This is a genomic window from Kluyvera intermedia, assembly GCF_034424175.1.
Classification (GTDB): Bacteria; Pseudomonadota; Gammaproteobacteria; order Enterobacterales; family Enterobacteriaceae; genus Kluyvera; species Kluyvera intermedia.
In genome coordinates, this window is record NZ_CP139986.1 from 1870092 (window position 1) to 1884376 (window position 14285).

At 50.9% G+C, this 14285-nt stretch carries 10 protein-coding genes; 3 read left to right on the top strand and 7 right to left on the bottom strand.

All coding sequences use genetic code 11. From position 1 onward, the window contains the following. Positions 1 to 15: 15 nt before the first annotated feature. The 5 genes from U0026_RS08895 to U0026_RS08915 form a co-directional block, all read right to left on the bottom strand. Positions 16 to 996: a LacI family DNA-binding transcriptional regulator gene (locus U0026_RS08895; RefSeq protein ID WP_062778120.1), complete on the bottom strand. Its 981-nt coding sequence runs from the start codon at positions 994 to 996 to the stop codon at positions 16 to 18. Positions 997 to 1017: 21 nt separating this feature from the next. Then, positions 1018 to 1917, bottom strand: coding sequence for an ROK family protein (locus U0026_RS08900; RefSeq protein WP_062778122.1), 900 nt, complete (start codon positions 1915 to 1917; stop codon positions 1018 to 1020). Positions 1918 to 2099: 182 nt separating this feature from the next. After that, positions 2100 to 2660: an Ail/Lom family outer membrane beta-barrel protein gene (locus U0026_RS08905; protein WP_062778124.1), complete on the bottom strand. Its 561-nt coding sequence runs from the start codon at positions 2658 to 2660 to the stop codon at positions 2100 to 2102. Positions 2661 to 3197: 537 nt separating this feature from the next. After that, on the bottom strand, positions 3198 to 4847 hold the full coding sequence (fumA, locus tag U0026_RS08910; RefSeq protein WP_062778126.1) for a class I fumarate hydratase FumA: 1650 nt from the start codon (positions 4845 to 4847) through the stop codon (positions 3198 to 3200). 56 nt (positions 4848 to 4903) lie between these two features. Next, a complete protein-coding gene (locus U0026_RS08915) occupies positions 4904 to 6418 on the bottom strand; it encodes an anion permease (RefSeq protein WP_194841758.1) in 1515 nt (504 codons plus the stop codon). Positions 6419 to 7044: 626 nt separating this feature from the next. Between U0026_RS08915 and U0026_RS08920 the strand changes: the two genes are divergently transcribed. Both U0026_RS08920 and U0026_RS08925 read left to right on the top strand, forming a co-directional pair. Next, positions 7045 to 9849, top strand: a complete 2805-nt coding sequence (locus U0026_RS08920) for a flavocytochrome c (RefSeq protein WP_062778128.1) — start codon at positions 7045 to 7047, stop codon at positions 9847 to 9849. 68 nt (positions 9850 to 9917) lie between these two features. Continuing rightward, positions 9918 to 10883 carry an FAD:protein FMN transferase gene (locus tag U0026_RS08925; protein ID WP_062778130.1) on the top strand — a complete coding sequence of 322 codons (966 nt, stop codon included), beginning with the start codon at positions 9918 to 9920 and terminating at the stop codon, positions 10881 to 10883. On the opposite strand, the gene dcuR is transcribed toward U0026_RS08925, so the two are convergent. Next, on the bottom strand, positions 10864 to 11583 hold the full coding sequence (gene dcuR, locus U0026_RS08930; protein WP_062778131.1) for a two-component system response regulator DcuR: 720 nt from the start codon (positions 11581 to 11583) through the stop codon (positions 10864 to 10866). The genes U0026_RS08925 and dcuR overlap by 20 nt on opposite strands. Continuing rightward, on the bottom strand, positions 11576 to 13192 hold the full coding sequence (locus tag U0026_RS08935; protein WP_062778133.1) for a sensor histidine kinase: 1617 nt from the start codon (positions 13190 to 13192) through the stop codon (positions 11576 to 11578). Before U0026_RS08935 ends, dcuR begins: the two co-directional genes overlap by 8 nt. Before the next feature lie 166 nt (positions 13193 to 13358). Here U0026_RS08935 and U0026_RS08940 point away from each other — a divergent pair, with 166 nt between their 5' ends. Further along, positions 13359 to 14255 carry an N-acetylmuramic acid 6-phosphate etherase gene (locus U0026_RS08940; protein WP_062778135.1) on the top strand — a complete coding sequence of 299 codons (897 nt, stop codon included), beginning with the start codon at positions 13359 to 13361 and terminating at the stop codon, positions 14253 to 14255. Positions 14256 to 14285: the final 30 nt, after the last annotated feature.

Here is a 14285-nt window from a genome sequence, read left to right on the forward strand (position 1 = left end):
GAAAAGGCCGTCCATTTAGGCCCCAGAACTGGCGCGGATCATCAGATGAACAGGCAATAAGAGGTTGGTATCCGTTTTATTATCCAGCAGAATTTCCAGCGCTTGCTGGCCTAATCGGTCTTTATCGACTGCCAGAGTGGTTAACGCGGGCTGAGCCCAGGCCGCTGTTTCAATATCATCAAACCCCACCACCGCAATATCTTCAGGCACCCGTAGATCACGTTGAGCGCAAGCCTGTAGCACCAGGAGCGCGGTAGCATCGTTGTAGGCAAAAATAGCGTCTGGAGGTTCAGGCAGTGCAAGCAATTCATCAATCGCTTGCCGCAGCGATCGTTCCGTATCTAATTGCGGTGGGGCAATGGCTTCATACTCAGGCGGCATGAGGAGTTGAGCCTCATAGAGTGCCTTGCGATAGCCTTTCTCGCGCTGATGGATGCTGTAGTGGGAGAGGGTACTGGCGAGGAAGGCAATGCGCTTGCGCCCTTGTTCGAGCAAATGACGGGTTGCCAGATAGCCGCCCTGCATATTGTCTGGGTTGATACAGGGTAAATTCGGTGCCCAGAGATCGACCAGCACCAGCGGGAGTTTAAGCTGTTCAAGCAGCGCCAGCAGTTCGGGTTCGAAAAATCCTGCGCAGATCAGCGCATCGGGTTGATGCAGCATGACGCGATCGGCCACGGCATCACCTGGGCCGATGGACAGAAAGCTCAGTGCGATGCCCTGTTCTCGACAAGCGGACTCAAGGCTTAGAAACAACGGCGAATAGAAAGGCATTGCGCGGCTGATATTATGCTGACGATGGAGTAAAAACAGTACTCGCTTGATTTTATCGCTGCGTAAACGAGAGAAATCGTATCCCTGCTGTTCTGCAACGGCAATGATGCGTAAACGCGTCTCTTCCCGGAGGCCGGGCTGGCCTTTAAGCGCACGGGACACCGCGCCAGGGGAAACGCCGCAGGCTGCGGCGATATCTCTTATTCTGACTGTCTTTGTCATCTCTTCTTTGTCTCTTCGTCGTTAGCGTTGTGCGCCAAGCCAGGCGGCACCACGAACGCCGCTGCTGTCACCGTGCTGTGCTTGAATAATCGGTGTACAGCACCGCTTGCCAAAAACATACCGCGCAATACGCGACTGCAGGCCGGGATACAGCTGCTTAATATTCGATACGCCACCGCCTAATACAATAGCGTCAGGATCGAGCATATTGATGATCCCGGCCAGTGCGCGTGCTAGCTGATCCTGATACAGATCCCAGAGTTGTGCTGCCTGTGGATTACCTTTATTCAGCATATCAATTATTCCAGGCACCCTAACATGTTGCCCGAACTTCTGAAAATATTGCCGTTCCAGGCCACTGCCGGAGATGAAGCTTTCAATGCAGTTTATCTGTCCGCAATAACATGCGGTGGGGGCGCCGTCCCTCTCGGCTTGATAATGCGGCAGAAAATTATGCCCCCACTCCCCGGCGCAGGCATTAGGCCCGGTAATAGGTCGCTGATCCACGCAAAGACCACCACCGCAACCGGTGCCGAGTATAACGCCAAATACCACGCCATAACCTTTCCCTGCGCCGTCCATAGCTTCTGAAAGGGTAAAGCAGTTGGCATCATTCGTGACCGCGACTGGCATTACCAATTGTTCTTCGAGCTGCTGGATGAAGGGTTGTTGATTGAGTACCAGAATATTGGAGTTCTTAATCAGGCCGTCAGCATCGGCAGCTCCCGGGATCCCAAGCCCGATGGTGAGGGGGCTCTGCGTTGCCTCACGTGCGTCGGTGATGGCAGTGATGACGGCTTGAAAAAAACGCTGGTAGCTCTCTTTGGGCGTGGCATAACGCTGGCGATAAACGGTATCCCCATTTTCGTTTAACACTACGGCTTCGATTTTTGTGCCGCCAATATCTATCCCTAGTTGCATCTGTTTTCCCCACAGGTGGATAAGTTCGAAGGGGAGTGTATTACTGTTGTTTACTATACAAAATTATTTTTGGCTGAATATGTGATTTATGTAGGGAATGTTCAGCGTAATAGATGGGTTTTTGTCTAGTATAAATTTAGTTTCTCTCCCTGGGTGAGGGAGAGAAATGGAGTTTTATGCGATCAGAAACGGTAGCCGATGCCAACGTTAAAACCATTAACGCTGTATTTATCGTCGAGGTCTGCTGTCGTTCCCTCGTAGCCCACGTTGACGGTCATGTTTTCAACCGGGTTGATAATGATGCCAGCGCCATAGGCAAAAGAGGTCGATTTGTAGGATTCGCTATCGCGCATGATGTCATTGGTGCCTGCGTTTAACCATTTCACATCCGCATCGGCTTTGGTTCGTGCCGCGCCACCAAGCGCATACAGGGAAACATAGTCGTTGATACGATAAGCCGGGCCCACCATTAATGAGTAGTACTTCACATCAATATTGGTATTGACCGCATCAGAATCAACATAATAATTACGGTCTTCGCTGCCACTCATATAGGTAAATGAGCCGACAACGCTAAAAGGTGAGTCAAATTCATAGCGATACTGCAGATTAACACCGCGAATATTTTTAAAATCCTGGACGTCACTTTGTGCATAACCAATAGAAACGCTCTGGTTGTCTGCGAAAGCGACTCCACTTGATAAACTACCCATAATCAAAACTGCCAGAGATATTCTTCTCATTTTAGATAACCTTAATAAAATCAATGTATTAATTTAATAATTCATGAGGGCGGGGCGAGAAGAAGTATATCGGTATTGTATTAAATGAATAACTACCTAAATTTATGGGAAAGGTGGTGAAATATAGGTTTAGATGCGAAATATGCTTCGGAATAGTCTTATTTATTGTTTTCGTTTATGCGATTAATTAGATAGGGCGGCTGAGTAAAGCGTGATATTGCATAAATATGGATACGTTTATCCAGAGAAAAAAAGCCCCTGAAGGCTGAGGTATCCCCAGTAAATTTTTATAATTTAACAAATAGGCTAATGTATTGCTCTGACAGGGAAATTCGCACTGTTCGGTTCCCTCGCCCCTTTGGGGAGAGGGTTAGGGTGAGGGGCTGGCTGGATCTGAAAGGGAAATAAAATTCACTTTAATTACAGTGCATTAACCCTCGCCCCAGCCCTCTCCCTTAAAAAGGGAGAGGGCGCACACCGTGCCTGACCTTATTTCTGGGGATTCCTCAGCCCTGAAGGGGCTTTAAAATCGAGTGTTTATCGCAGGTGGCAGCTTGCGCACTGAGTATTTTGGATCTGCTGGAAGAAGTCATTACCCTTATCATCTACCAGGATAAATGCGGGGAAGTTTTCGACTTCAATTTTCCAGATAGCTTCCATACCCAGCTCAGGATAGGCCACGCATTCCAGGCTCTTGATGCTAGTTTGGGCCAGTACTGCTGCCGGGCCGCCGATGCTACCGAGGTAGAAACCGCCGTGTTGATGACAGGCGTCAGTGACCTGTTGGCTACGATTACCCTTCGCCAGCATCACCATGCTCGCACCCTGCGACTGGAGTAAATCGACGTATGAGTCCATACGTCCGGCGGTCGTTGGGCCTAATGAACCGGAGGCGTACCCTTCAGGTGTTTTAGCTGGGCCAGCATAATAGATTGGGTGATCTTTCACGTACTGCGGCAGCGCCTCGCCGTTATCCAGCAACTCTTTGAGTTTGGCATGAGCAATATCACGCGCCACTATAATGGTGCCATTCAGCGATAGGCGGGTGGAGACCGGATGCGCAGACAGCTGCGCCAGGATCTCGTTCATCGGCTGATTAAGGTTGATGCTGACCGCATCGCCTTCACCTTGCTGACGCAATGATTCCGGGATGTATTGCGCTGGATTATGTTCAAGCTTCTCAATCCAGATGCCGTCACGGTTAATTTTGGCTTTGATATTACGGTCGGCAGAGCAGGAAACCCCCATGCCGATTGGGCAGGATGCTCCGTGGCGCGGCAGTCGGATCACGCGAATATCGTGGGCGAAGTATTTGCCGCCAAACTGTGCGCCGAGGCCCAGATTTTGTGCCTCAACTATCAATTCCTGTTCTAACTGCACATCGCGGAATGCCTGGCCATGTTCGTTGCCTTCGGTTGGCAAACCATCGTAGTAGCGCGCAGATGCCAGCTTCACCGTTTTCAGCGTAACTTCCGCTGAGGTACCACCGATGACAAAGGCAATATGATACGGCGGGCAGGCCGCAGTCCCCAGCGTGCGCATCTTTTCAACCAGATAGTTTTTCAACTTCGCCGGGGTAATCAGTGCCTTGGTTTCCTGATACAAATAGGTTTTGTTTGCTGAGCCGCCGCCTTTAGCGACGCAGAGGAATTTATACTCATCACCGTCAACGCTATACAGGTCAATTTGTGCAGGCAAATTGGTTCCGGTATTCACCTCTTTATACATATCCAGCGCGGCGTTTTGGGAATAGCGCAGGTTGTCAGAGATATAGGTGTTGTACACGCCTTGTGACAGCGCCGCTTCATCACCACCGCCGGTCCACACACGCTGGCCTTTTTTGCCCATAATGATGGCGGTACCGGTATCCTGGCAGGTTGGCAGAACGCCTTTAGCGGCGATTTCAGAGTTGCGCAGGAACTGCAAGGCAACGTATTTATCGTTCTCGCTGGCTTGTGGGTCGCTGAGAATGGCGGCAACCTGTTGCTGGTGCGATGGACGCAGCATAAAGGCGGCATCATGAAAGGCCTGCTGCGCAAGAAGGGTTAATGCTTCTGGTGCCACCTTTAACACTTCCTGACCATCGAACTCGGATACACAGACATGTTCACGACTCAGCAGGTAGTATTCAGTATCGTCGTGGGCTAGCGGAAAGGGATTCTGGTAGAAAAACGGTTTGTTCGACATAGCTCTTCACTCCATAAAAATAAAACCGCCGGAGGTTGTCCTCCGACGGTTATGAATCAGAACATCATAGACATCCACGGGTAGCCAATGAACAGCAGAGCGGCCAGGAAGATACCGCCAAAGATGGTGCCAAGGCGCCAATAATCTTTGGTCGGCAGATAGCCGCTACCGTAGTAAATCGGGCTTGGGCCGGTGCCATAAGGGGTGATGATCCCCATGATACCCAGTGAGGTCACCATCAGCATCACGAACACATTCATGTTCATACCCGGAATAGTCGATGCAATGGTTAGCATCGCGGGCAGCAGGGCGGTGGTGTGTGCGGTGGTGCTGGCAAAGAGATAGTGAAGCAGATAGAACGCCAGCAGCAGCACGATAGTGGCGACACCCGGGGAAATTCCGCTCATCAGCATTCCGCCTTCTTTACCCAGCCAGCCGATAAAGCCGGTTGAAGAGAGGCCATCAGCCAGAGCGACCAGCGTCGCGAACCACACGAAGGTGTTCCATGCGGCTTTATTACCGGTGATATCGTTCCATTCCAGCACGCCGGTCCACAGCATCAGGCCAATGATCAATAGGGCAGCCATTGCCGGTTCAATCCAGGCGGCAGCGAAGATCCACATCATCAGCGCGCAGCATACAAAGACCAACAGCAGGATTTCGTTACGCGACAGCTTGCCCAGTTTCTCCAGCTCACGTGCGGCCCACAGCGGGACTTCATCATTCACTTTTACTTCCGGCGGGTAGAACCAGTAAGCCAGTAGCGGCATGACGAGGATCAGCAGTACACCCACCGGCAGGAAAGCGATAAACCAGGTGCCCCAGGAGATGTTAATCCCCACGATGCTTTTAACCAGTGCCAATGCCAGCAGATTTGGTGCGAGTGCTGAAAGGAACATGGAGCTGGTGATGCAAGCCGCGGTAATGGCTACCCACATGAGATAAGAGCCAATTTTACGGGCGCTTGGATCATTGGGTTTTGAGCCATAAAGCGGTGGCAGGTTGGCAATAATCGGGTAGATAGTCCCGCCGCTTCGTGCGGTATTGGACGGGGTGAAGGGGGCCAACAACAGGTCAGCCAGAGTAATGGCATAGCCCAAGGTCAGACTCCGGCGACCGAGATATTTCACCAGAATCAGCGCCAGACGACGGCCGAAGCGTGTTTTATCATAACCGGCGGCGAACATGAAGGCACCGAAGATAAGCCAGACGGTGGAGTTACCAAATCCGCTTACTGCCCACTTAAAGGAAGCCCCCGCCAGCTGGAACTTCGGCGCTGCCATCTGTTCAGGGCTAAACAGAACCCATTGACTGCACAGGGCGATAGCCACCACACCAGTCAGGCCGATAACGGCACCCGGCAGCGGCTCGAAGATAAGACCGACAATCACGCCAACGAAAATAGCGAAATAGTGCCATGCGTAAGGCGGGAGTCCATCAGGTACCGGGACAAAAAGGAGCAGCACGGCCACAATAACGGGGAGTGCCATCATCAGAAGGCGGTTTTTCTTGCCATCCTTCGGTTTGCTCACCGGGATCGGTGAGTGCGATGCCGCAGATTTATCGTTCATATTACGCTTCTATAAGTAGTTAATAATTTGGTTTGAATAATTGCCGATTTGCTTTTTTTAGTTTTTTTACTTTATTTAGATTCCAAAAGTGGATTCAGCAATTTTAAGAATGAGTCATTGACGCTATTTTATTAAGCGCCAGATTGAGAAAATGTTATATTCATATAATGCGCTTTTAGGGACTATTACAATTGATCATGATCAAGAAAGTGCGGTCGCCGTGTTATTTTCAGTCTATTTTGTATAACCCTATTAGTTTGTCGGTTATTATTGGTGTTAGGAATATATAAAACAAATAATTAACATCACCCTACAAATCCTTTAGTGGTTCAACTTGTTGATTTTAATGATATTTTATTTTTATTTAATTGCCTGTCTCACTGTTGATAAAGTTATTTTTTGACTCACCTTTGTTAAATATTTGAGAATTAAATTGAGCTTAATTAATAACACTATGGGGGTGCTGATGTTATTGAGGGGATTAAATAGTTTTATAACTAACGTAATAACTTTAGTAACTAAAATTAGCGCTATATTAATACCATGATATCGGCATAACAAATAACTCAAATACAGCCCGAACGCGAATTTTTGAATTTAATTTTTAAAGTTTGGAGTTTCCAATTATGAACAGTGATCATCGCGTATTCAGCTCCTTCACATTACCCAATGGTACTGAGCTCAAAAACCGCTTATTTATGGCGCCTATGACGACATGTGCGGGTTATTACGACGGTTCTGTCAGCAGTGAGCTGGTGGAGTACTACCGTGCGCGTGCCGGAAGTATCGGGACTATCATCGTAGAATGTTGTTTTATCGATGATTTAGGTCTGGCATTTCCCGGAGCGCTGGGGATTGATAGCGATGAAAAAATCGCGGGCCTCGCCAAAATTGCCGACGCCATCAAGTCTCAGGGTTCCAAAGCACTGCTGCAAATCTACCACGGCGGCCGGATGGTTGAACCGAAACTGATTGGTGGCCGCACGCCGGTGGGGCCAAGTGCCGTTGCTGCGCCGCGTGAAGGTGCCGCGACGCCAGTTGCGCTGACCGCTGAAGAAGTGGAAGGCATGGTGGGTAAATTTGGTGACGCTGTGCGTCGCGCGATTCAGGCAGGCTTTGATGGTGTCGAGTTGCACGGCGCAAATACTTATCTGATTCAGCAATTCTACTCACCGAACTCTAACCAGCGCGATGACGAGTGGGGCGGTAGCCGCGATAATCGCGCTAAATTCCCGCTGGCAGTGCTGGAAATCACCCATAAAATGGTACGGCAGTACGCTGATGATGCGTTCATTATCGGCTACCGTTTCTCCCCAGAAGAGATGGAAGTCCCGGGTATCCGCTTTGATGACACGCTCTATTTGCTGGAAAAACTGGCCGCACGCGGGTTGGACTATCTACACTTCTCGGTTGGCGCCACCCTGCGCCCATCGATTGTTGATATTGATGACCCGACACCGCTGATTGAAAAATATGTTGCTATGCGTTCTGACGCGTTGGCGCAGATACCGGTTATGGGTGTGGGCGGTGTGGTGAATGAAAGTGACGTCGAAACCGCGATGGCACATGGTTACGATCTGGTGGCGGTGGGCCGTGCCTGTATCGCGTACCCGGACTGGGCCGAGCGAATTGCCAATGCGCAAACGCTGGAGCTATTTATTGATAGCACTCAACGTGAAGCGCTGAACATCCCGGAACCGATGTGGCGATTCTCGCTGGTGGAGGCGATGATCCGCGATATGAGCATGACGGTATCCAAATTCAAACCGGGTGTCTTTATTGAGACCGTACAGGATGACGCAGGCGAACTGGTGATTAACGTTAGCCTGGAAACTGACCGTATTGCCGATATTGAACTGACCGGCGGTGTCGATCAGGATGTGGAGTTTGTGACCAGTTTTGAAGAGATTCGCTCGCGTATTCTCGATGCCAATACCCCGCACGTTGACGCTATCTCCGGCGCGACCAGCCAAAGTGAAGCGGTTAAAAAAGCCGTATCAAAAGCGATGGTGAAATCCAGCAAAGCGTTGCAGGTTGAAGAGGGCGGAGAGTCTTCTGTACCAAAGGCCTATGATGTTGTGATTGTGGGGAGCGGTGGTGCTGGCCTGGCGGCGGCTATTCAGGCGCATGATGATGGCGCCCGCGTGCTGATTGTGGAAAAAATGCCGACAATTGGTGGCAACACGATTAAAGCGTCAGCCGGAATGAATGCCGCTGAAACGCGCTTCCAGCGGGTTAAAGGTATTCAAGACAGTAAAGAGCTGTTTTATGAAGAAACGCTCAAAGGCGGACAAAACAAAAATAATCCGGCACTGCTACGCCGCTTTGTGGAAACAGCGCCACAGGCCATCGAATGGCTGGCTGACCGTGGCATTATGCTTAATGACATCACCACTACCGGTGGTATGAGCATTGACCGTACACACCGTCCGAAAGATGGTTCTGCCGTGGGTGGTTATTTGATAAGCGGCCTTGTTCGCAATGTCACAAAACGTGAAATTGACGTCATGCTCGATACGTCGGTAGTCGATATTGTGATGGAAAACTCAGAAGTCTCAGCTGTCCGTTTGTTAACCGAGGAAAAAGAAACCCTAACCGTGCAAACGCGTAGCATCATTATGGCTACCGGCGGTTTTAGCGCCAATAGCGAAATGGTCGTGAAATATCGTCCCGATCTGGCGGGTTTTGTGACCACTAACCACAAAGGGGCAACCGGTGGCGGTATCGCGCTGCTGGAGCATATCGGTGCGGGAACCGTTGATATGGGTGAGATTCAGATTCACCCGACGGTCGAGCAGAAAACTTCGTATCTAGTGTCTGAATCCATTCGCGGCGGCGGGGCTATTCTGGTCAGCCAGCATGGCAGTCGGTTCTTCAACGAGATGGAGACCCGCGATAAAGTATCGGCGGCGATTATTGCCCTGCCAGAACACTACGCTTACATCGTGTTTGATGAACATGTGCGGACGAAAAATAAAGCCGCGGATGAATACATCGCGAAAGGTCTAGTCACCAGCGCTAGCTCGGCCAGCGAACTGGCGGCTAAGCTGGGATTAGAAGAAGAGGCGTTCTTGTCCACGCTTTCCCGATACAACTCGGCGGTAGAAAAGCAGGATGACGAAGAGTTTGGCCGCAAAACGGCGCTGCGTGCACCGCTCAATGAGGGGCCATTCCACGCCATTCAAATTGCACCGGGTGTTCACCACACGATGGGTGGTGTCACGATTAACACCGAGACCTGTGTACTGAACGAGAAAAAACAGGTGATCCCGGGTGCCTATGCCGCGGGTGAAGTGGTTGGTGGGATCCACGGTGGAAACCGTATTGGCGGAAATGCAGTCGCTGATATCATTATCTTCGGTACGCTCGCGGGTCATCAGGCCGCTATTCGTGCGCAGCAGGTATCCTGGGCAATGCTTGAATCAGCATAATTAAGCCCCGTAGCCCGGTTAGACCTTTGTATAACCGGGCTAAACATCATCATCAAAGGGGGACGCTAATGTTAGATACGACAAGGGTTTATAGTTACTCCGCCGTCCTGATGGGCTCCCCCATCCTGCTCAAACTTTTCGATAGCGACGAAGCGCTCGCCTCGCGTGTTTTCCGCCTTATCAAACACTATGAAGACCTGTTCACCGTCAATCGTGCTCAATCTCAGGTGATGGATATCAACCATGCCGCAGGTCAACATCCAGTTCGTGTCAGCAGCCCGGTTTATGCCTTAATCAAATGCGCAAAAGCAGCGAGCATGCTACCCAATAGCGCCTTTAACCTGGCCATTGGCCCACTGGTCAAACGCTGGCGTATAGGCTTTCGGGGTGACAGCGTCCCGCCCGGTGAGGATATCGCTCATCTGCTTACACTTACCGACCCGCTGCAGGTAGTGCTTAATGATGCTGATGAGAGCGTGTATCTGGCCTTGCCGGGGATGGAAATCGATCTTGGTGCAATTGCTAAAGGTTATATTGCCGACCGTGTTCGCGACTATTTGCGCAAAGAAGGGGTAGAACAGGGGTTAATCAATCTCGGCGGGAACGTGCAAACGCTGGGAACGCCAGCAGGGAATTGGTCAATCGGCCTGAAAAAGCCATTCTCCCAAGCGGGGGCCATGGTTGGGACTCTGGAAATAGCCCATAAATCGGTGGTGACCTCAGGCGTTTATGAACGTTATTTTGAGCAAAATGGTCAGATTTATCACCATATTCTCGATCCGCGTACCGGCTATCCGCTGGATAACGAACTCGACAGCGTGACCATTGTAAGCGCTGATTCCATCGATGGGGATATCTGGACCACGCTGATGTACGGCATGGGGGTGGAGAAAGCCTGTGCCGCGCTGCGTGCACGGCCGGATATTGAAGCCATTTTTGTCACAAAATCGAAAGAGGTGATCCTATCATCGAGTCACCACTATCGATTTACACTTTTGGATAACGACTACCGGCTTATTGGCAGTACTGCTTAAGCAAACCATATTGCTCGGGCAGTAGGCGGTAGCGATAGACCGGCCGTCCGGTGGCACCGTAATGAATGCTGGTGAAAAGAATATTGACCTGCGCCAGCCAAATCAGATACTTGCGGCACGATACGCGGGAAATATTCACTGCCTGCGCCAGGTCGTCAGTTGAGAACTCACTATCCGGGTGTGCATCTATCCATTGGCACAACGTCCGTAGCGTCTGCGGCGTTAACCCTTTCGGCAGACGTTTGGTGTCCGCAGGTTCCGGTGTACCGCCGTGCAGCAAACGGTCAACATCTGCCTGCTCGTAGTAAGAGTGGCTGCCCATCAACTGTTTTTTCTCACGCCAGCTTAGTAGGGCCTCTTCAAAACGTGGAAACTGGAACGGCTTAATCAGGTAATCGACGACGCCGTAACGTAGTGATGTTTGCACCGTAGCGGCATCGGAGGCGGATGAAATCATGATCACATCAATCGCCCGCCCTGAATTGCGCACATCGGGTAGCAAATCGAGACCGTTGGCCTGCTGCATGTAGACATCCAGCAAAATGAGGTCGATAGGCTGGGCGTTATCCATCACTTTATCGCGAGCCTGTTGCAGCGTCGACGCGATCCCACAGCACGAAAAACCATCCACTCGCTCGATATAGCAACGGTTCAGATCGGCCACCATGGCATCATCATCGACTATCAAAACATTAATCACGCGCGGTTCCTCTCGAATCCCAGGGAATATGGACAAAAAATTGCGTAAAGACGCCGGGCTCTGACTCGACGGAAAGGGTACCGCCAAGATTTTCCGTTTGCTGACGGGCCAGGAAGAGCCCGACGCCACGGTTTTCGCCTTTGGTTGAAAAACCTTTATTAAAAATAGCGTCAATTTGCTCGGGGTTGATCCCCGGGCCATCATCGCTGACCTCGCCACTCAACCAGCCGTTCTGGTAATGCAGTAGCAGGCTGATCTCACCTTCGCCCTGGTTTGACATCGCGTCCAGCGCATTCTCAATCAAATTACCGAGTACTGTCACCAGCACCGCCACCTGCTCTTCGTTCGGGTTGTCCGGGATAAGACTGTCTTCAGCCAGCGTCAGGTTAATCCCTGCATCGCCAGCGCGATTGATTTTACCCAGCAAGAAACCGGCGATAATCGGTGATTTAATCTTATGTTGTAGCGTGCCGATATCGGCCTGATAGTTCTGGGCGGTTTGCAGAATATAACCTTCCAGCTTGTCATAGCGCTTCATATGCAAAAGCCCGAGGATTACATGCAGCTTATTCATAAACTCATGCGAGTGAGTGCGCAGGGCATCAACATAGTTCACCAGCCCATCCATTCGCTGCATCAGTTGGCTGACTTCAGTTTTATCGCGGAAGGTGCTGATAGCACCTATCACCCGCTTATTATTGCGTACTGGCACGGTGTTACATAACAGTAGCCGACCGTTACAGCCAATTTCCCGGTCCTCTATGGCATTGCCGCTGGTTAACACCTCTTTGAGATCGACCAGCATCGGGGCGTGCTGTACCGCACCTAAGTGAGTCGGTTCAGGAGAAAACAGAATTTCGCGGGCGGCTTGGTTAATTAATGTCACCCGACCCTTATCATCAACAGCAATCACGCCTTCCCGCAGTGATTGCAACATGGCCTGACGTTGTTCAAACAGGCTCGAAATTTCATGGGGTTCGAGGCCGAACAAAATGTTCTTCAGTACCCGAACCAGCCCCCAGATCCCGAGCGTTCCGACGATAGCGCTAAACAGAACGAACCAGATGGCGTTCCAGCGTGCGCGACTAAGTTGTTCATCAACTTTCTGTAGTGAAATACCGACAATCACCACGCCAATTTGCTGGCTGCGGTCGTTATAGATTGGGGTGAATACGCGCAACGCCTCTGCCAGGACACCGTGGTTAATCGACAGATTTTCCTCGCCTTTTAGGGCTGGTTTGAGATCGGCACCAATAAAGTGCTGGCCGATAAGGTGTGAATTGGGATGCGAATAACGCACGGCATCCATATTAGTCACCACAGCATACAGAAGACCGTTGCGTTGCTGTACCGCCGTGGCAATAGGCTGGATGATATTCTGATTCGGCGGGGCATTTAAACCGCGCTTGATCTCAGGCGAGTCTGCCAGAGTCCGCGCAATGGCAAAGGCGGTGTCTTCAACTCCGGCACGAGTGGCTTTGGTTATCTGGATAAAGTAGAAGGCATAGACCACCAGAAGCACGCAGACGATCACGCTGCACACCATCCACGTAACCAGCGTGCTGAGTTTCATCGGACGTTTGGAATCCAGAGGCTGCATGTCGCGCATAAACCTTCATTTATCAATAGCAAAAAAGCATTATCGCCGATGTCTTCTAATACTTAAAGTCATCAACGCCTTACAAAAACAAACCTCTCTTTGTGACGGTTCTCTCAGAGGTTCTTATACAAAACACTTTAGTATTGTTTAAGAACCCATAATAAGGAGTCCGTTTATGAGCAGTAAGCTTGCAGGTTCAGTCATGGAACGACGTAATTCGGCGACGACCGAGATTGACCGATTGTCCACCCGCGATTTATTAAACGTTATTAATCAGGATGATAAAAGTGTATCTGCTGCGGTTACGCCTTATCTTGACGATATTACTCGTCTGGTTGACAGCGCCGTAGCGACCTTAAATCACGGTGGGCGGGTGGTTCTTGTTGGCGCAGGGGCATCCGGGCGTAATGCGGTGATCGCTGCAAATGAATATGCGCCAGACGAGAAGTCACCGCTGGTCGGGTTAATTGCCGGTGGAGCGCTGGCCATGCTGCATGATATGAGTGATGCGGCACAGGATTACAACCGGGGTTTACTGGATCTTCAGGCCATCGGGTTCACACAAAACGATATGCTGGTGGCGCTGACTGTCGGGGGAAAAACCCCGTGGCTGTGGGGCGCGTTGCGGCATGCCTGGTCTCTGGGGGCGGCGCGCGCGGTTATCACGCGTAATCTGAGCAGTGAAGCGACGGAACTTGCTGATATTGTGATTACACCGCAAACCGGTGCGGAAGTGGTGAGTGGTTATGGGGAGCCTAAAGCGCTCGCAGCGCAGAAAATGGTGCTCTCAATGCTGACGACTGGGCTGGCTATCCGCAGCGGCAGGGTATTTAGCAACATGCGCGTTGATATCCGTCATTCCACGACACGTATGGCAGAGCGGCAGATAGCGGTTGTCATGGAGGCAAGCGGCTGTACGCGAGCGATGGCGAAAGCGGCGCTGGAAAGCTGTGACCACCAGTGTAAAACGGCGATACTGATGCTGTTAACCGGGATGGATCCATGGAAAGCACATGAACTGCTGGCGCAGAATAATGGTTTTGTGCGGCTTGCGTTGCAGGAAGCGCCGTAACGGTTTGCTGAAGAACGGTAAAAAGCCCGC